Origin of the sequence: Pseudomonas sp. lyk4-R2A-8 (assembly GCF_030209095.1) — a bacterium.
In the GTDB taxonomy this organism is placed as follows: Bacteria; Pseudomonadota; Gammaproteobacteria; order Pseudomonadales; family Pseudomonadaceae; genus Aquipseudomonas; species Aquipseudomonas quebecensis.
This window is the reverse complement of record NZ_JARVSS010000017.1, coordinates 55,283-72,100: the sequence shown is the minus strand read 5'-3', so window position 1 is coordinate 72,100 and position 16,818 is coordinate 55,283. Positions and strand designations below refer to the sequence as shown.

14 protein-coding genes are annotated in these 16,818 nt (G+C 58.2%); 10 read left to right on the top strand and 4 right to left on the bottom strand.

Going from position 1 to position 16,818, the window contains the following annotated elements; translation table 11 throughout:
- Positions 1-10: 10 nt before the first annotated feature.
- A complete protein-coding gene (locus QRN10_RS17870; RefSeq protein WP_285428803.1) occupies positions 11-1,705 on the bottom strand; it encodes a lactate permease LctP family transporter in 1,695 nt (564 codons plus the stop codon).
- 261 nt (positions 1,706-1,966) lie between these two features.
- Between QRN10_RS17870 and QRN10_RS17865 the strand changes: the two genes are divergently transcribed.
- Entirely contained in the window at positions 1,967-2,734 is a 768-nt protein-coding gene (locus tag QRN10_RS17865; protein WP_181080033.1) for a GntR family transcriptional regulator, read from the top strand.
- A gap of 34 nt (positions 2,735-2,768) precedes the next feature.
- On the opposite strand, the gene smpB is transcribed toward QRN10_RS17865, so the two are convergent.
- Positions 2,769-3,251 (bottom strand): SsrA-binding protein SmpB, encoded by a 483-nt coding sequence (smpB, locus tag QRN10_RS17860; protein WP_024077453.1) that lies wholly within the window; start codon positions 3,249-3,251, stop codon positions 2,769-2,771.
- A gap of 168 nt (positions 3,252-3,419) precedes the next feature.
- On the opposite strand from smpB, the gene QRN10_RS17855 reads away from it, so the two are divergent.
- Both QRN10_RS17855 and QRN10_RS17850 read left to right on the top strand, forming a co-directional pair.
- Positions 3,420-3,854 (top strand): type II toxin-antitoxin system RatA family toxin, encoded by a 435-nt coding sequence (locus tag QRN10_RS17855; protein ID WP_181080032.1) that lies wholly within the window; start codon positions 3,420-3,422, stop codon positions 3,852-3,854.
- The gene (locus tag QRN10_RS17850; protein WP_266246835.1) at positions 3,847-4,149 is read left to right on the top strand and encodes an RnfH family protein; all 303 of its coding nucleotides are present in this window, start codon (positions 3,847-3,849) and stop codon (positions 4,147-4,149) included. Before QRN10_RS17855 ends, QRN10_RS17850 begins: the two co-directional genes overlap by 8 nt.
- A gap of 60 nt (positions 4,150-4,209) precedes the next feature.
- On the opposite strand, the gene QRN10_RS17845 is transcribed toward QRN10_RS17850, so the two are convergent.
- Positions 4,210-4,737 carry an outer membrane protein assembly factor BamE gene (locus QRN10_RS17845; RefSeq protein ID WP_181080030.1) on the bottom strand — a complete coding sequence of 176 codons (528 nt, stop codon included), beginning with the start codon at positions 4,735-4,737 and terminating at the stop codon, positions 4,210-4,212.
- 98 nt (positions 4,738-4,835) lie between these two features.
- Between QRN10_RS17845 and fur the strand changes: the two genes are divergently transcribed.
- On the top strand, positions 4,836-5,240 hold the full coding sequence (fur, locus tag QRN10_RS17840; RefSeq protein WP_181080062.1) for a ferric iron uptake transcriptional regulator: 405 nt from the start codon (positions 4,836-4,838) through the stop codon (positions 5,238-5,240).
- Between the two features lie 79 nt (positions 5,241-5,319).
- On the opposite strand, the gene recN is transcribed toward fur, so the two are convergent.
- A complete protein-coding gene (gene recN, locus QRN10_RS17835) occupies positions 5,320-6,993 on the bottom strand; it encodes a DNA repair protein RecN (RefSeq protein ID WP_253509421.1) in 1,674 nt (557 codons plus the stop codon).
- A gap of 222 nt (positions 6,994-7,215) precedes the next feature.
- On the opposite strand from recN, the gene grpE reads away from it, so the two are divergent.
- The 6 genes from grpE to carB all read left to right on the top strand — a co-directional run bounded on the left by grpE (position 7,216) and on the right by carB (position 16,816).
- Positions 7,216-7,809 carry a nucleotide exchange factor GrpE gene (gene grpE / locus QRN10_RS17830; protein WP_266247519.1) on the top strand — a complete coding sequence of 198 codons (594 nt, stop codon included), beginning with the start codon at positions 7,216-7,218 and terminating at the stop codon, positions 7,807-7,809.
- Positions 7,810-7,911: 102 nt separating this feature from the next.
- Positions 7,912-9,834: a molecular chaperone DnaK gene (gene dnaK, locus QRN10_RS17825; protein WP_181080027.1), complete on the top strand. Its 1,923-nt coding sequence runs from the start codon at positions 7,912-7,914 to the stop codon at positions 9,832-9,834.
- 317 nt (positions 9,835-10,151) lie between these two features.
- Positions 10,152-11,276 carry a molecular chaperone DnaJ gene (gene dnaJ, locus QRN10_RS17820; RefSeq protein WP_181080026.1) on the top strand — a complete coding sequence of 375 codons (1,125 nt, stop codon included), beginning with the start codon at positions 10,152-10,154 and terminating at the stop codon, positions 11,274-11,276.
- A gap of 10 nt (positions 11,277-11,286) precedes the next feature.
- Entirely contained in the window at positions 11,287-12,093 is an 807-nt protein-coding gene (gene dapB, locus QRN10_RS17815) for a 4-hydroxy-tetrahydrodipicolinate reductase (RefSeq protein ID WP_181080025.1), read from the top strand.
- A 259-nt stretch (positions 12,094-12,352) separates the two neighbouring features.
- Positions 12,353-13,489, top strand: a complete 1,137-nt coding sequence (gene carA, locus QRN10_RS17810; RefSeq protein WP_253509420.1) for a glutamine-hydrolyzing carbamoyl-phosphate synthase small subunit — start codon at positions 12,353-12,355, stop codon at positions 13,487-13,489.
- Between the two features lie 105 nt (positions 13,490-13,594).
- Entirely contained in the window at positions 13,595-16,816 is a 3,222-nt protein-coding gene (gene carB / locus QRN10_RS17805; protein WP_010206612.1) for a carbamoyl-phosphate synthase large subunit, read from the top strand.
- The last annotated feature ends 2 nt before the right edge of the window (positions 16,817-16,818 follow it).

Sequence of the window (16,818 nt, the reverse complement as noted above, 5' to 3'; positions counted from 1 at the left end):
TGTGTAGTCTTCAGTGCACCAGCATACCGGTGAACCAATAAGCCTGAACCAAGGTGATCAGACCGACGATGGTGGCAAAGAACAGGCTGTGCTTGAGGGTAAAGCGGAACAGGTCGGATTCCTTGCCGACCAGGCCGGTGGCGGCGCAGGCCACGGCGATCGACTGCGGCGAGATCATCTTGCCGGTGACGCCACCGCTGGTGTTGGCCGCAACCAACAGCGTGTCGTTAACACCGATCTGGTGCGCGGTGGTGGCCTGCAGCGAGCTGAACAGTGCGTTGGACGAAGTATCGGAGCCTGTCAGAAAAACCCCCAGCCAGCCGAGGAAAGGCGAGAAGAACGGGAAAGCCGCCCCGGTGCCCGCCAACACCAGCGCCATGGTCGACGACATGCCGGAATAGTTGGTGACGAAGGCAAACGCCAGCACCATGCCAATCGACAGGATCGGCCAGCGCAGTTCGTAAAACGTGTCTTTCAAAGTGGTAAGACCAGTTTTTACGTTGATCTTCAATACCAGCATCGAAATCAGTGCCGAGAAGAAAATCGCGGTGCCGGTGGCTGAAATCGGATCCAGTTTGAACACCGCCGGGATCGCCGTGGGGTTGGTCACAATGGGAGCGACCTTGATCACCAGTTGATCCAGGTGTGGGATCGCGAAGTTGAACACCCAGCTGTACATCGAGCCGCCTGCGGCGAACATGGCCTTGAATGGTTTAAGGGTCCAGATCGTTACCAGCACAGTGAGGATCAGGAAGGGCGACCACGCTTTGAAAATCTGCCCGAGGGTGTAAGGCGATGCGACGGTGCTGCGTGGCTGGCCGAACCCGCCGACGCTGGCGGTTACCGCCGCGCTCGACGTGGCGCCGGCAATTTGCGCGCCTGCGGTGCGCTTGGGCTGCCAGACTTTCAGGAACAGGGTCAGGGCGATCAGGCTGGCGAGCGCCGAGGTGATGTCCGGCAGTTCCGGGCCAATGAAGTTCGAGGTGAAGTATTGGGTGACCGCAAAGCTCAAACCGGCTACCAGGGCTGCCGGCCAGGTTTCGCGCACGCCGCGCAGGCCGTCCATCATAAACACCAGCCAGAACGGCACGAACAGCGACAGCAAAGGCAGTTGACGGCCGGTCATGGCGCCGATCTTGAAAGCGTCGATACCGGTCACTTGGCCTGCCACGATGATCGGGATGCCCAGCGCGCCGAATGCGACGGGTGCGGTGTTGGCAATCAGGCACAAGCCGGCAGCGTACAGCGGGTTGAAACCCAGGCCGACCAGCAGTGCAGCGGTAATGGCCACCGGGGCGCCGAAACCGGCCGCGCCTTCCAGGAAGGCGCCAAAGCAGAAGCCGATCAGCAGCACCTGCAGGCGTTGGTCGTCGGTAATCGACAGAACGGAGCTGCGAATGATCTCGAACTGGCCGCTCTTGACCGTAAGCTTGTAGAGGAACACGGCCGCGACAATGATCCACGCGATGGGCCATAGGCCGTAGGCAAACCCGTAACCGGCAGCGGCCAGTGCCATATCGACGGGCATCTGGAAGGCAAAGATTGCCACCAGGATCGACAGTGCCAGGGTAATGCTACCGGCCACGTGCCCTTTGAGGCGGAACACTGCCAGAGCCAGGAAGAAGAATACGATCGGGATGACGGCGGCCAGGGCGGACAGGCCGAGGCTGCCGAGTGGGCTGTAAAGCTGTTGCCAGGTTTGCATATGGGGTGGCCCCTAATTGTTGTTGGTCAGGCACTTTTTAGTCGACTTGGATAATTGGTAATACCAATTTACAATCGCTGTGGGCTAGGTTAAAAGCCTTCAGGGGATGTGTCAATTTGCCGCCTGCGAAACTTTGGTCGTAGGCGAGCGCGGGCGCGCTTCTGATCGGCAGAAACCAAGGCCTTCTGATAGGTGCCGCAAAGGCGGCGATAGGCCAGAATAGAGGGCCCGGCGAAGGGCCGGGATGGTGGAGAGTGAGTTATGGCGTTTGATCAGGTGCGTCAGCGCCGTTTGTCTGACGATATTGTCGAGCAGCTTGAAGGCATGATCCTTGAAGGCACGCTGAAATCGGGTGAGCGCTTGCCGGCTGAGCGCGCGTTGGCCGAGCAGTTCGGCGTGTCGCGCCCGTCGTTACGCGAGGCTATCCAGAAGCTGGTGGCCAAAGGGTTGCTGGTAAGTCGTCAGGGCGGCGGTAATTATGTCGCGGAGTCTCTGGGCTCGACCTTCAGCGATCCGCTTTTGCACTTGCTGGAAAACAATCCTGAGGCGCAGCGTGATTTGCTGGAGTTTCGTCAGACCCTGGAGGCTTCCTGTGCTTACTACGCGGCATTGCGCGCCACTGAGGTCGACCGTGAGCGTCTCACCGCTGCATTTGAAACGCTGCAGGATTGCTACACCCGCGTCGATGAGGTGAGTCGGGCGGAGGAGGGGGCGGCGGATGCGCGGTTTCATCTGGCGATCGCCGAAGCCAGTCATAATGCGGTGTTGCTGCATACGATTCGTGGTTTGTTCGATCTGCTCAAGCGCAACGTGGTGACCAACATCGGCGGCATGTATCAACAGCGTACCGAAACCCGTGACATGCTGATCAATCAGCATCGGGATTTGTACTTGGCGATTATCGAGGGGCGGGCCGAGCAGGCGCGGGAGGTTTCTACACGTCACCTGCTGTATGTGCAGGAAGTGTTGGAGGAAGTGCGTCAGGAGGTTCAGCGCGTGGCGCGTGCGGAGCGACGCAAGGGGATGTAGCCGCGGCGATTGCCGAGGCCACATCGATACAAGGTTATTCTTCCTTGCCCTTGTTGCGAACCGCGCGGTGCAGCTCGCGGTTGGAATCGCGTTCGCGCTCGGTATCGCGCTTGTCGTATTCCTTTTTGCCCTTGCCCAGTGCGATCTCGCACTTGACCAGGTGTTTGCTCCAATACCAGGACAGGCAGACGCAGGCGTAGCCTTTCTGCTGAACGGCTGCGGCAAGCTTGTCCAGCTCGCGAGCGTTAAGCAGCAGCTTGCGGGTGCGCACCGGGTCGGCGATCACATGGGTGCTCGCGGTGGTCAGCGGGGTAATATGGCTGCCTAACAGCCAAGCCTCGCCATCCTTGAGCAGCACATAACTGTCGACCAGCTGCAATTTGCTGGCACGCAGACTTTTTACTTCCCAGCCGGCCAGGACCAGACCAGCCTCGAAACGATGTTCGATGAAGTAATCGTGTCGCGCTTTTTTATTTTGCGCGATGGTCCCTGTGGGGTGTTTCTTTTGTTTAGCCATAGGGGCGGCATTATAGGCAGTTGCGAGCGTGTCGGCTACGGTCAACCTGCGTGCTTGAGCGTGTTGGATGAATCCCGGACAATGCGGGCAGTTCTTTGGTTTTTTTCTCTCGCGAATCGGGCTGTTCTTTCGCGATGTTTGCCGCTCAGCTGTGGAAATAACGCACACATGACGACGCATATTCAACGTTCGGCGCTGCTGCCCTATCCGGCACAGGCGCTCTATGATCTGGTCAACGACGTGGCGCGTTATCCGGAATTCCTGCCGTGGTGCTCAACTGCCGAAGTGCTGGAGAGCAGTGCCGAGCACATGGTTGCCAGTGTTGGTGTCGCCAAGGGCGGCCTGAGTCAGCATTTTGTCACGCGCAATGTATTGGTGCCGGGCAAGTCCATTGAGATGAATCTGCAGGAAGGGCCCTTTACGCAGTTGCATGGTGTGTGGGTGTTCAAGGCGCTAACGGACAAGGCCTGCAAAATCAGTCTTGACCTGTCTTTCGAATACGCAGGGCCTATCGTGCGTGCGACGCTGGGGCCCTTGTTCAATCAGGCGGCCAATACGTTAGTGGATGCTTTCTGTCAGCGGGCCAAGCAGCTGCATGGTTGAAATCGAAGTGGTGCATGCTGCTGAGGATCGCCAGGTCTTGCTCGCGGTGACGGTGCCGGTGGGCACCAGCGTGCGCGAGGCGGTTCGGCTTTCCAGGATCCTGGAGCAGTTCCCTGATGTTGACGCTGAAACATGCGTGCTGGGGATATTCGGCAAGGTGGTTGCTGACGCCGATCTTCGCGCTGTGCACGCAGGTGATCGCATTGAGGTCTACCGCCCGTTGCTGGCTGACCCTAAGGAGATTCGTAGGTTGCGCGCAGCCAAGGCAGCGCTTGCCAGGCAGCGAAACCCTTAGGATTTCCGCCCGACAGGTACAAAAAAGCCCGGCACGCCGGGCTTTTTAATGGCCGCACAGTTACTGCGGGCTGGTGTCCAGAGGCTGAGGCGTCGGGACTGGCACGGTTTCCACGCCGTCGACGTCTTTTTGGATCTTGTCCAGCAAGGAGCCAGGTTTGGCCGGAACCTCGGACTTCGGCTTTTCGCCTTCCTGAGCGGGAGCCGTCACGTTCGTGGCGTTGTCTTTACCCAGCAAGGCTTCATCGCGGCTTACGCCGGGCATGAAGTCACCGGACAGGCTGACAAGCTGGTCATTGCCATTAAAAATGACGCTGACGCGCTCCTGCTGGCGCTCACCGCCACCAGGCTGAATGCTGTAGAGATAATCCCAGCGATCGGCATGGAAAGTGTCGGTCAGCAGGGGGTTACCCATGATAAACCTTACCTGCCGTCGGGTCATTCCGGGGCGTAACTGGTCTATCATGTCCTGCGTGACGACATTGCCCTGCTGGATGTCGATTTTGTAAACCCCGGGGAATGAACAACCGGCGAGTGCGAGCAGTCCCACAAAGGTGAAACTGGTTAGCAAGAGCTTGGTGTTTTGCATCGGTGGGCGACTTCCACTATCTTGGCTGGGACAACGTAAACGCCGATCATACCCGTATTAAGAGAAGCTGCGAAGCAGCATCCGCGAGAAAGCTAACCATGGTTGAAAATAGCGAACTACGCAAAGCCGGTCTCAAAGTGACTCTGCCACGCGTCAAGATTCTACAAATGCTCGATTCTGCTGAGCAGCGCCACATGAGTGCCGAGGATGTTTACAAGGCGCTGATGGAGTCCAATGAGGACGTTGGCCTGGCCACGGTTTATCGTGTGCTCACCCAGTTTGAAGCCGCGGGGCTGGTGGTTCGTCATAATTTCGACGGCGGTCACGCAGTATTTGAACTGGCTGACGGCGGTCATCACGACCACATGGTTGACCTGGATACCAACGAGGTTATCGAGTTCACCAGCACGGAAATCGAAGAGCTTCAGCACAAAATCGCTGAGGAGCATGGCTTCGATTTGGTGGATCACAATCTCGTGTTGTACATCCGTAAGAAAAAGTAAAAAGCTACGCAGACGCGCTCTGCGAGACGATCGAAGGCGACCTCAGGGTCGCCTTCGTGCTTTCTATATAGGGATAAGATCAGGCCTTGGTGGCAACCACCATCTTCTTCGCATGTGCCAGCGATTCTTTCGTCAGGTCGATGCCGCCCAGCATGCGCGCAACCTCTTCTACGCGTTCCGATTTGTTCAGTTTGGACACTGCTGTGCGTGTTGCGTCGCTGCCTCGCACCTTGTGTACAAACAAATGCTGGTGCCCCTGGGCGGCCACCTGTGGCAAGTGGGTGACGGTAAGGACCTGGCCTCGATCCCCCAGGCGACGCAACAGTTGCCCGACAATTTCTGCCGTCGGCCCACCAATACCCACGTCCACCTCATCGAATACCAGCGTCGGTACGCGGGAGGTCTGTGCGGTAATCACCTGAATGGCCAGGCTGATGCGTGACAGTTCACCGCCTGAGGCAACTTTTGCCAGCGCCTTGAGCGGTTGCCCAGGGTTGGCACTGACCAACAGTTCCACCTGTTCAAGGCCGTGGGGTTGCAGCTCATTGCTGGCGTTGGTGCGCAGTTCGATCGTGAAACGCCCGCCCGGCATGCCGAGGCGCTGAATCTCCTGCTCGACCGCGCCGGCAAGGCTGGTCGCGGCTTTATGGCGCAGCTCGCTCAGTTCTTGAGCCTTCTCCTGATAGTGGCGAGCATAAGAGGCAAGTTCGTCACCCAGGCGCTCAATGGATTCATCGTTCGCGTTCAGCGTTTCGATTTCATCCAGCAGTTTTTGCTGCATTGCTGCCACTTCGGTGGGCTGGATTCGATGCTTGCGCGCCAGTGTGTAGATAGTGTCCAGGCGTTCCTCTATCTCTTGCAGGCGCGCCGGGTCGGCATCGAAGTGATCCAGGAAACGGTTCAGCTCGCCCACCGCTTCTTCCACCTGGATTTGTGCACTGGTAAGTAACGTGGTGGCTTCGCTCAGGGAGCTGGAAGCGTTGTTCACACTGGACAGGCGATTGAGGCTGGCGGTGAGTGCGTTGAGCACATTGCCGGAATCGCTCTCGCTGCATTGCTCCACTACCTGGCGGCAGATGCCCAAAAGAGTTTCGGCATTGGTGAGGTTCTTGTGTTCCTGTTCCAGTTGCTCCAACTCCGTTTCACCAAGGCCCAAGCTCTCCAATTCTTCAAGCTGGTAGCTGAGCAACTGATGGCGCGCACGTTGTTCGTCACCGGAGTTGGAGAGCCGCTCGAGTTCCTGGCGCGTCTGGCGCCAGCGTTGTGCGGCGAGTTGCACTTGCCTGGCAAGGTCGGTGGCGCCGGCGTATTCGTCGAGCAGGCGACGATGTGTATCGGTTTTCAGGAGTGACTGGTGCTCGTGCTGGCTGTGGATATCGATCAAAAGCTCGCCCAGGGCTTTCAGGTCGCCAAGCGGGCAGGGGGTTCCGTTGATATAGCCGCGCGAACGCCCTTCGGCGGTGATGACCCTGCGCAGGATGCACGGCCCTTCATGGTTGAGGTCGCGCTCAGCCAGCCAGGCTTCAGCTTCGGGAATGTCGGCCAGGTCGAACGTGGCGAGAATATCGGCCTTGTCCGCGCCGGGGCGTACTACGCCGCTGTCGGCGCGATCGCCCAGGGTCAGCCCCAGCGCGTCGAGCATGATCGACTTGCCGGCGCCGGTTTCGCCTGTGATTACGCTCATCCCGCGATCCAGTTCGAGATCCAGGTGTTCAACGATGGCGTAGTTATGTACGGACAGGTGCACGAGCATGATGGCCGCTCCCAGGCTTTAGGTCTGGTTATTTATACAGTGTTTTGTTCAGCCCTGACAATCCTGATGCTTAGCTCGATTTGCTTGAATTTCGACATTTTTTAGCGCAAACGGGAATGTGTGGGCAGGAATCATCCGTGTCCGGGTGAGAGATTTTTGGTATCGCCTGAGCCCTTGAACCTGAAAATTGTGGCCCCATATACCGGAACAGAAGCGCGAGTTGTGTTCGCGCATGATTTTGAAAGGAGAGAATCTATGGCTGACGAACAGACGCAGGATACGCAAACTCCAGACGCCAATTCGGCTGTCGGTGATGAACTGGCAACTCGTGTGCAAGTGCTCGAAGAGCAATTGGCTGCTGCGCAGGATCAGTCGTTGCGTGTTGCCGCCGATCTGCAGAACGTCCGCCGCCGTGCCGAGCAGGATGTAGAAAAAGCGCATAAATTCGCACTGGAAAAATTTGCCAGTGACCTGCTGCCGATTATGGACAGCCTGGAGCGCGGCCTCGAGCTGTCCAATCCGGATGATGAAAACATTCGTGCGATGCGTGAAGGCATTGAGCTGACCCTGAAAATGTTCCAGGACACGCTCAAGCGTTATCAGCTCGAAGCCATCGATCCGCAGGGCGGCGAGCCCTTCAATGCTGAGCACCACCAGGCAATGGCCATGCAGGAAAGCCATGACCTGGAACCTAACAGTGTGCTGAAGGTGTTCCAGAAAGGTTATCTGCTCAACGGTCGTTTGCTGCGCCCGGCAATGGTGGTGGTTAGCAAGGCGCCAGCACCCGCTGCACCTTCTATTGATGAGCAGGCTTGAAATTCGCCGCAAGGCCCCCATTTATAAGTCAAGCGATTAAGTGCTACCGCAGTTAGCCACAACTGCTGCGGCAACCAAATTCAAGTTTCGGGAGAGTAAATCATGGGCAAAATTATCGGTATCGACCTGGGGACCACCAACTCGTGCGTCTCGGTCATGGAAAACGGCAAAGCCAAAGTCATTGAGAACGCAGAAGGCGCACGTACTACGCCTTCGATCATCGCTTACGCCAACGACGGCGAGATCCTTGTGGGTCAGTCGGCCAAGCGTCAGGCAGTGACTAACCCTCATAACACGCTGTACGCAGTAAAGCGTCTGATCGGTCGTAAATTCGACGAAGAAGTCGTACAGAAAGACATCAAGATGGTGCCTTACAAAATCGCCAAGGCTGATAACGGTGACGCCTGGGTTGAAGTGAACGGCAACAAAATGTCCGCGCCGCAGATCTCGGCTGAAGTCTTGAAAAAGATGAAGAAGACTGCCGAAGACTACCTGGGTGAAGCGGTCACCGAAGCGGTGATCACCGTTCCGGCTTACTTCAACGACAGCCAGCGCCAGGCAACCAAAGACGCCGGCCGCATCGCGGGCCTGGATGTAAAACGTATCATCAACGAACCGACTGCTGCGGCCCTGGCCTACGGTATGGACAAGGCCAAGGGCGATCACACTGTGATCGTTTATGACTTGGGCGGTGGTACTTTCGACGTTTCGGTGATCGAGATTGCTGAAGTCGACGGCGAACACCAGTTCGAAGTATTAGCTACCAACGGCGACACCTTCCTGGGTGGCGAGGACTTTGATATTCGTCTGATTGACTATCTCGTTGACGAATTCAAGAAAGAAACCAGCATGAACCTCAAGGGTGACCCGCTGGCCATGCAGCGTCTGAAGGAAGCGGCCGAGAAAGCCAAGATCGAGCTTTCGTCGAGCATGTCGACTGACGTCAACCTGCCGTACATCACTGCAGATGCCACCGGTCCTAAGCACTTGAACGTGAAGATTTCTCGCGCCAAGTTGGAAGCACTGGTTGAAGACCTGGTTCAGCGCACCATCGAGCCTTGCCGCATTGCACTGAAAGACGCCGGTATCGACGTTGGTTCCATCAACGACGTGATCCTGGTGGGCGGCCAGACCCGTATGCCGCTGGTTCAGCAGAAAGTTACTGAATTCTTCGGTAAAGAAGCGCGTAAAGATGTGAACCCGGACGAAGCAGTTGCCATGGGTGCTGCCATCCAGGGCGCGGTATTGGCCGGCGATGTAAAAGATGTGCTGCTGCTGGACGTCAGCCCGCTGACCCTGGGTATCGAAACCATGGGTGGCGTGATGACCGCGCTGATCGAGAAAAACACCACGATTCCTACCAAGAAATCCCAGGTGTTCTCGACTGCCGATGACAACCAGGGCGCTGTGACTATTCACGTGCTGCAAGGTGAGCGTAAGCAGGCTTCCCAGAACAAATCCCTGGGCAAGTTCGACCTGGCCGATATTCCACCAGCGCCACGTGGTGTGCCACAAATCGAAGTGACTTTCGACATCGACGCCAACGGCATCCTGCACGTAGGTGCGAAGGACAAAGCGACCGGCAAAGAGCAGAAGATCACCATTAAGGCCAACTCCGGTCTGTCTGATGAAGAAATTCAACAGATGATTCGTGATGCTGAAGCCAACGCTGATGCGGATGCCAAGTTCGCTGAACTGGCTGGCGCTCGTAACCAGGGCGATGCTTTGGTTCACTCGACCCGCAAAATGGTCGTGGACGCTGGTGAGAAGGTTACGGCTGAAGAGAAAGCTGCAATCGAGGCTGCCGTGGTTGCCCTGGAAGCCGCCGTCAAAGGCGACGACAAGGCCGCCATTGAAGCCAAGATTGAAGAGTTGTCGAAAGTCTCTGCGCCAGTGGCTCAGAAGATGTACGCAGAGCAGGCTCAGCCGGCGGACGGTGCTGCACAACAGGCAGAACCGGAAGCCAAGCATGACGACGTTGTCGATGCTGAGTTCGAAGAAGTCAAAGAAGACCAGAAGAAGTAACTTGGTCGCCCGGTTGACCGCTTTCAAGCGGTGACTGGTAGGATGTCGCCGCGCGGGAGCTTGCTCCCGCGTTGGCGTGTCTGGGGTATGCGAATTTTTACAGCATGCGACATCAGTCGGATGCTGGCGGTGTGATCGGGGATGCTCCTGCTTTCCGAGTATTGAACACCGGGTTTTTGGCCGGGTCCCTGGCTAAAAGCAGTAATGACCAGGATCGTTGAATTGACGTGAGTTGGGTCCGGGCCTGTATTGGGGCTCAACGAGTTTGGCAAGGCTCAGGAGGGTCTGGCTGGACGTCCTTAAGAGTGCAAAGACTTATGGCAAAGCGTGACTATTACGAAGTTTTGGGTGTGGAGCGTGGGGCCAGCGAGGCTGAGCTGAAAAAGGCTTACCGCCGCCTGGCGATGAAGCACCACCCGGACCGTAATCCGGATAACAAAGAATCCGAAGACATGTTCAAAGAGGCCAATGAGGCCTACGAATGCTTGTGTGATCCCAATAAGCGCGCGGCCTACGACCAGTACGGTCATGCCGGCGTCGACCCGAGCATGGGTGGCGGTGGTGCCGGTTTTGGTGGTCAGAATTTCTCTGATATTTTCGGTGACGTGTTCAGCGACTTCTTTGGTGGTGGTCGTGGTGGTCAGCGTGGCGGTGCCCAGCGTGGCAGTGATCTGCGTTACACGCTTGAGTTGAATCTGGAAGAGGCCGTGCGCGGCACCAGCGTCAACATTCGCGTGCCTACGCTGGTCAACTGCAAGCCGTGCGACGGCTCCGGTGCCAAGAAGGGGTCTTCGCCCATCACCTGCCCTACGTGTGGCGGTATTGGCCAGGTTCGGATGCAGCAAGGGTTCTTCTCGGTGCAGCAGACGTGCCCGCGTTGCCATGGACAGGGCAAGATCATTTCCGATCCGTGCGACGCCTGCCACGGCGAAGGCCGCGTCGAAGAGTACAAGACCTTGTCGGTCAAAGTGCCGGCCGGTGTGGATACCGGTGATCGCATTCGTCTGTCGGGCGAAGGTGAGGCAGGCGCGCAGGGTGGGCCTACTGGCGACTTGTACGTGGTGATCAGTGTGCGCGAGCACGCGATCTTCCAGCGTGACGGCAAGCATCTGTTCTGTGAGGTTCCAATCAGCTTTGTGGATGCGGCATTGGGTGGCGAGCTTGAGATTCCGACCCTTGATGGTCGCGTCAAGCTGAAGATTCCTGAAGGCACGCAGACCGGCAAGCAGTTCCGCATTCGTGGCAAGGGCGTGGCGCCGGTGCGCGGTGGTGGGGCGGGTGACTTGATGTGTCGCGTGGCGGTAGAAACACCGGTCAACCTGGGCCGCCGCCAGCGCGAGTTGCTCGAGGAATTCCGCAGCTCCCTGGAGGGCGATGACACCCATTCGCCGAAAACCACCGGTTTCTTCGAAGGCGTGAAGCGCTTCTTCGGCGACCTGTAAGGAAGTGAATATGCGACGTATAGCCGTAATGGGCGCTGCCGGGCGCATGGGCAAGACTTTGGTCGAAGCGGTGCAGTTGCGTTCACCGGCCTCCGGGCTGACGGCGGCGATCGTTCGCCCTGGCAGCACGTTGATCGGTGCGGATGCGGGAGAGCTGGCCTCCTTGGGGCGTATCGGCGTTTCGCTGTCGGGCAGCCTGGAGCAAGTGGCTGATGAGTTCGATGTGTTGATCGACTTCACGTTGCCTGAAGTGATGCTCAAGAACCTGGCGTTCTGCCGCAAGTCGGGCAAGGCCATGGTGATTGGTACCACGGGGCTGACTGCCGAGCAGAAGCAGTTGCTGGTGGAGGCGGGCAAGGATATTCCCGTGGTGTTTGCCGCCAACTTCAGCGTTGGCGTGAACCTGTCGCTCAAACTGTTGGACATGGCCGCGCGAGTGCTGGGCGATGAAGCGGATATCGAGATTATCGAGACCCACCATCGCCACAAGATCGATGCGCCTTCTGGTACGGCGCTGCGCATGGGGGAAGCCATTGCCGATGCGTTGGGTCGTGACCTGTCGAAGGTCGCGGTTTACGGTCGTGAGGGCCATACCGGTGCTCGGGCGCGCGACACCATTGGCTTTGCGACCGTGCGTGGTGGCGATGTGGTGGGTGACCATACGGTGTTATTCGCCACTGAGGGCGAGCGCCTTGAGATCACGCACAAGGCTTCCAGTCGCATGACGTTCGCCAAGGGCGCCGTACGCGCTGCGCTTTGGCTGGAGGGGCGCGAGCCTGGCTTGTACGACATGCGTGACGTGCTGGACCTGCACTGATCAGTAGCTAAAACGGGTGCCCAGGATTATCCTGAGCCCCCGTTTTTAACCGCTAGGCGACGTCCTGTCGCATTCCCCTGCCTTTAAGGCTCTTTAGCGGTGGACCCAAAAAGCCTTTTTCTGTAAGCTACAGCTTTAGTGTGTCCACTAAAAGCGCGCAGAATAATTCAGTGAACAAGCGGGGTGACGTGTCCATACGTCACTCCGCTTTTTTACAACCTGCGATCGCCCCTTCAGGCTTTATTTACGGGAGGTCTTCTTGACTAAGCCAGCCATACTCGCCCTTGCTGATGGCAGCATTTTTCGCGGCGAAGCCATTGGAGCCGACGGTCAAACCGTTGGAGAGGTAGTGTTTAACACTGCCATGACCGGCTATCAGGAAATCCTTACCGATCCTTCCTACGCCCAACAGATCGTTACCCTGACTTATCCACACATCGGCAATACCGGTACTACCCCGGAAGATGTCGAGTCTGATCGTGTCTGGTCCGCGGGCCTGGTGATTCGTGATCTGCCGCTGGTCGCGAGCAACTGGCGTAACACGATGTCGCTGTCCGATTACTTGAAAGCCAACAATGTGGTGGCTATCGCCGGTATCGACACGCGTCGCCTGACACGCATCCTGCGTGAAAAAGGCTCGCAGAACGGCTGCATCATGGCCGGCGAGAATATTTCTGAAGAGGCGGCGATTGCGGCCGCGCAAGGCTTTCCCGGCCTCAAAGGCATGGACCTGGCGAAGGTCGTCAGCACCAAGGACAAGTACGAGTGGCGCTCCACCGTCTGGGACCTGAAGACCGACAGCCACGAGACCATCGACGCCGCCGAGCTGCCTTACCACGTAGTGGCCTACGACTATGGCATCAAGTACAACATCCTGCGCATGCTGGTCGAGCGCGGCTGCCGGGTGACGGTTGTACCTGCACAAACGCCTGCCAGCGATGTGCTGGCTCTGCAGCCGGACGGTGTGTTCCTGTCCAACGGCCCAGGTGATCCTGAGCCTTGCGACTACGCCATCCAGGCGATCAAGGACGTGCTGGAAACCGAGATCCCGGTATTCGGTATCTGCCTGGGCCACCAGCTGCTGGCTCTGGCCTCCGGTGCCAAAACCCTGAAAATGGGCCACGGCCACCACGGCGCCAACCACCCCGTGCAGGACCTGGACACCGGCGTGGTAATGATCACCAGCCAGAACCACGGTTTTGCGGTGGATGAAGCGACCTTGCCGGGCAACGTCCGTGCGATTCACAAGTCGCTGTTTGACGGTTCCCTGCAAGGCATCGAGCGCACCGACAAGAGCGCGTTCAGCTTCCAGGGCCACCCTGAAGCCAGCCCGGGCCCGAACGACGTAGCACCGCTGTTCGACCGTTTCATCAATGAGATGGCCAAGCGACGCTGACTGAGCGGCTTGCGGGTGGCCCCGAAAACCGGTGGCCCCCGCAGGCTCTCTAAAGATTGTTCAAGACGGCTTGCCGACTGACCTGCGGATTTGAGTGACAAACCCATGCCAAAACGTACAGACATAAAAAGCATCCTGATTCTCGGCGCTGGCCCGATCGTGATCGGCCAGGCCTGCGAATTCGACTACTCCGGCGCCCAGGCGTGTAAAGCCCTGCGTGAGGAGGGTTACCGCGTCATCCTGGTGAACTCCAACCCGGCCACCATCATGACCGATCCGGCGATGGCCGACGCGACCTACATCGAGCCGATCAAATGGCAGACCGTTGCCAAGATCATCGAGAAAGAGCGTCCGGACGCGCTGCTGCCAACCATGGGCGGCCAGACCGCGCTGAACTGTGCTCTGGACCTGGAGCGCGAAGGCGTTCTGGAGAAGTTCGGCGTAGAAATGATCGGCGCCAATGCCGACACCATCGACAAGGCCGAAGACCGTTCGCGCTTCGACAAGGCCATGAAGTCCATCGGCCTGGCATGCCCGCGCTCCGGTATTGCCCACAGCATGGAAGAAGCCAACGCGGTCCTCGAGACCCTGGGCTTCCCCTGCATCATCCGTCCGTCCTTCACCATGGGCGGCACCGGTGGTGGCATTGCCTACAACCGTGAAGAGTTCGAAGAGATCTGCGCCCGTGGGCTCGACCTGTCGCCGACCAAAGAGCTGCTGATCGACGAGTCTCTGATTGGCTGGAAAGAATACGAGATGGAGGTTGTCCGCGATAAAAAGGACAACTGCATCATCGTCTGCTCCATCGAAAACTTCGATCCGATGGGTGTGCACACTGGTGATTCGATCACCGTTGCTCCGGCGCAGACCCTGACCGACAAGGAATACCAGATCCTGCGTAACGCCTCCCTGGCGGTATTGCGTGAGATCGGTGTGGAAACCGGCGGTTCCAACGTTCAGTTCGGTATCTGCCCGAACACCGGCCGTATGGTCGTGATCGAAATGAACCCGCGTGTATCCCGTTCCTCGGCACTGGCGTCGAAGGCCACCGGCTTCCCTATCGCCAAGGTCGCGGCCAAGCTGGCGGTGGGCTACACCCTGGATGAACTGTCGAACGACATCACCGGCGGCAAAACCCCGGCGTCCTTCGAGCCTTCCATCGACTACGTCGTGACCAAGCTGCCGCGCTTTGCCTTTGAGAAGTTCGCCAAGGCGGATGCGCGCCTGACCACCCAGATGAAGTCGGTGGGTGAAGTGATGGCCATCGGCCGGACGTTCCAGGAATCTCTGCAGAAAGCCTTGCGAGGCCTGGAAGTCGGCGTTTGCGGTCTGGACGAGAAACTCGACCTGAGCAATCCGGAAAGCATGAGCGTGCTCAAGCGCGAACTGACCGTGCCGGGTGCCGAGCGTATCTGGTACGTGGCGGACGCGTTCCGTGCCGGCATGACTGTCGAAGACATCTTTGGCATGAACATGATCGATCCGTGGTTCCTGGTACAGATCGAAGATTTGATCAAGGAAGAAGAGAAGGTCAAGACCCTGGGCCTGGCCAGCATCGACCGCGACATGATGTTCCGCCTCAAGCGCAAGGGCTTCTCCGACCAGCGTCTGGCCAAGTTGCTGGGTGTGACCGAGAAGAACCTGCGTACTCATCGCCACAAGTTGGAAATCTTTCCGGTCTACAAGCGCGTCGACACCTGCGCGGCGGAGTTTTCCACCGACACCGCGTACCTGTACTCCACCTATGAGGAAGAGTGCGAAGCGGCGCCGTCGGGTCGCGACAAGATCATGATCCTGGGCGGCGGGCCAAACCGTATCGGCCAGGGTATCGAGTTTGACTACTGCTGCGTACACGCCGCCCTCGCTCTGCGCGAGGACGGGTACGAAACCATCATGGTCAACTGCAACCCGGAAACCGTTTCCACCGACTACGACACCTCCGATCGCCTGTATTTCGAGCCGGTGACCCTGGAAGACGTGCTGGAAATCGTGCGCGTCGAGAAGCCTAAAGGTGTGATCGTTCAGTACGGCGGCCAAACCCCGCTGAAACTGGCGCGCGCCCTCGAAGCGGCGGGTGTACCGATTATCGGCACCAGCCCGGACGCTATCGACCGTGCCGAAGACCGTGAGCGCTTCCAGCAAATGGTTGAGCGCCTGAACCTGCGTCAGCCGCCGAACGCCACTGTGCGCAGCGAAGATGAAGCGATTCGCGCAGCCAGCAAGATCGGCTACCCGCTGGTGGTGCGTCCGTCTTATGTGCTGGGCGGCCGTGCGATGGAAATCGTCTACGAAGAAGAAGAACTCAAGCGTTACCTGCGCGACGCGGTGAAAGTCTCCAATGACAGCCCGGTGCTGCTGGACCACTTCCTTAACTGCGCCATCGAGATGGACGTGGATGCGGTCTGCGACGGCACCGACGTGGTAATCGGCGCAATCATGCAGCATATCGAGCAGGCCGGCGTTCACTCCGGTGACTCCGCATGCTCGCTGCCGCCTTACTCGCTGCCGGCCCACATCCAGGACGAGATGCGCGAGCAGGTCAAGAAAATGGCCCTCGAACTGGGTGTGGTCGGCCTGATGAACGTGCAGTTGGCTTTGCAGGGCGAAGACATCTACGTCATCGAAGTCAACCCGCGCGCGTCGCGTACCGTGCCATTCGTTTCCAAGTGCATCGGCGTGTCGCTGGCCATGATCGCTGCGCGTGTGATGGCTGGTAAGACCCTGAAGGAAATCGGCTTCACCAAGGAAATCATCCCGAACTTCTACAGTGTGAAAGAGGCGGTGTTCCCGTTCGCCAAATTCCCTGGCGTGGACCCGATCCTGGGCCCGGAAATGAAGTCCACTGGTGAAGTGATGGGCGTGGGCGATACCTTCGGTGAGGCTTTTGCCAAGGCGCAGATGGGCGCCAGCGAAGTGCTGCCGACCGGCGGTACGGCGTTCATCAGCGTGCGCGATGACGACAAGCCACTGGTTGCAGGTGTGGCCCGTGATCTGATCAACTTGGGTTTCGAAGTCGTGGCCACCGCCGGGACCGCCAAGCTGATCGAGGCTGCCGGCCTGAAAGTGCGTCGCGTGAACAAGGTAACGGAAGGTCGTCCGCACGTGGTCGACATGATCAAGAATGACGAAGTCACTTTGATCATCAACACCACCGAAGGTCGTCAATCGATCGCGGATTCCTACTCCATTCGTCGTAACGCCTTGCAGCACAAGATTTACTGCACCACCACCATTGCTGCTGGCGAAGCTATCTGCGAAGCGCTCAAGTTCGGTCCGGAAAAGACCGTGCGTCGCTTGCAGGATCTACACGCAGGATTGAAGGCATGAGC

What these genes read in the sequence shown, in the direction of transcription:
- QRN10_RS17870 (WP_285428803.1), bottom strand. Translation starts at nt 1,705, where the DNA reads ATGCAAACCTGGCAACAGCTTTACAGCCCACTCGGCAGCCTCGGCCTG.
- QRN10_RS17865 (WP_181080033.1), top strand. Translation starts at nt 1,967, where the DNA reads ATGGCGTTTGATCAGGTGCGTCAGCGCCGTTTGTCTGACGATATTGTC.
- smpB (WP_024077453.1), bottom strand. Translation starts at nt 3,251, where the DNA reads ATGGCTAAACAAAAGAAACACCCCACAGGGACCATCGCGCAAAATAAA.
- QRN10_RS17855 (WP_181080032.1), top strand. Translation starts at nt 3,420, where the DNA reads ATGACGACGCATATTCAACGTTCGGCGCTGCTGCCCTATCCGGCACAG.
- QRN10_RS17850 (WP_266246835.1), top strand. Translation starts at nt 3,847, where the DNA reads ATGGTTGAAATCGAAGTGGTGCATGCTGCTGAGGATCGCCAGGTCTTG.
- QRN10_RS17845 (WP_181080030.1), bottom strand. Translation starts at nt 4,737, where the DNA reads ATGCAAAACACCAAGCTCTTGCTAACCAGTTTCACCTTTGTGGGACTG.
- fur (WP_181080062.1), top strand. Translation starts at nt 4,836, where the DNA reads ATGGTTGAAAATAGCGAACTACGCAAAGCCGGTCTCAAAGTGACTCTG.
- recN (WP_253509421.1), bottom strand. Translation starts at nt 6,993, where the DNA reads ATGCTCGTGCACCTGTCCGTACATAACTACGCCATCGTTGAACACCTG.
- dnaK (WP_181080027.1), top strand. Translation starts at nt 7,912, where the DNA reads ATGGGCAAAATTATCGGTATCGACCTGGGGACCACCAACTCGTGCGTC.
- dnaJ (WP_181080026.1), top strand. Translation starts at nt 10,152, where the DNA reads ATGGCAAAGCGTGACTATTACGAAGTTTTGGGTGTGGAGCGTGGGGCC.
- dapB (WP_181080025.1), top strand. Translation starts at nt 11,287, where the DNA reads ATGCGACGTATAGCCGTAATGGGCGCTGCCGGGCGCATGGGCAAGACT.
- carB (WP_010206612.1), top strand. Translation starts at nt 13,595, where the DNA reads ATGCCAAAACGTACAGACATAAAAAGCATCCTGATTCTCGGCGCTGGC.